The sequence below is a fragment of the Ruegeria sp. AP12 genome (assembly GCF_056540025.1).
Window position 1 is genome coordinate 1 of the sequence record NZ_JBQFVZ010000311.1, and the last position, 549, is coordinate 549.

Here is a 549-nt window from a genome sequence, read left to right on the forward strand (position 1 = left end):
CGAGTTAGAGTGGTTGTGTTGGTCACGGCCCATACCAGTCATTGACCGTCGGCAAACGATGCTGCGATACGGCTCGTCGAACCTGCCGTTCGCTGCAATGCGAAAATCTACGACAGTTGGAAATGCGTTCTGCGGAAAAAGCTGCATTTCATGCCGATGCTGTCAATCTCAGCAAACGCCCCATTCCCGGACGTTGACCGCCACTCTCAGTAGTGGAGCAACGCTTAGATTGGCATCAAAATACGCTTCAAGTTCGACTTCTTCTACTCCTTTGGAATTGGTTGTTCACTGGGCACCAACTGACATCTCTCTCTTCCGCTGCGCGTCTCTGATCAAAGCCGCAAGCCGATAGAAGCCATGAGCCATCTTGGTGTAGGGCATTAGCAGGAAGAACGTCAGAACCGATCCAAGGTGGATGGCAAGTAACGCGGGCATCAGAGCAGATGAACCAAGGGCGTAAAGGACCAGTCCGCTCAGGCCGACAAAACCGAGCAGCAGGATGAAACCGATGTCACCACCCCAAGCAGACGGATCGCCAAGCTCTCGATC

1 pseudogene is annotated in these 549 nt (G+C 53.4%); it reads right to left on the reverse strand.

The window, feature by feature from the left end:
• Positions 1-285: 285 nt before the first annotated feature.
• Positions 286-549: pseudogene (locus ACR0E6_RS22925) on the reverse strand (tricarballylate utilization 4Fe-4S protein TcuB); the annotation flags it as partial.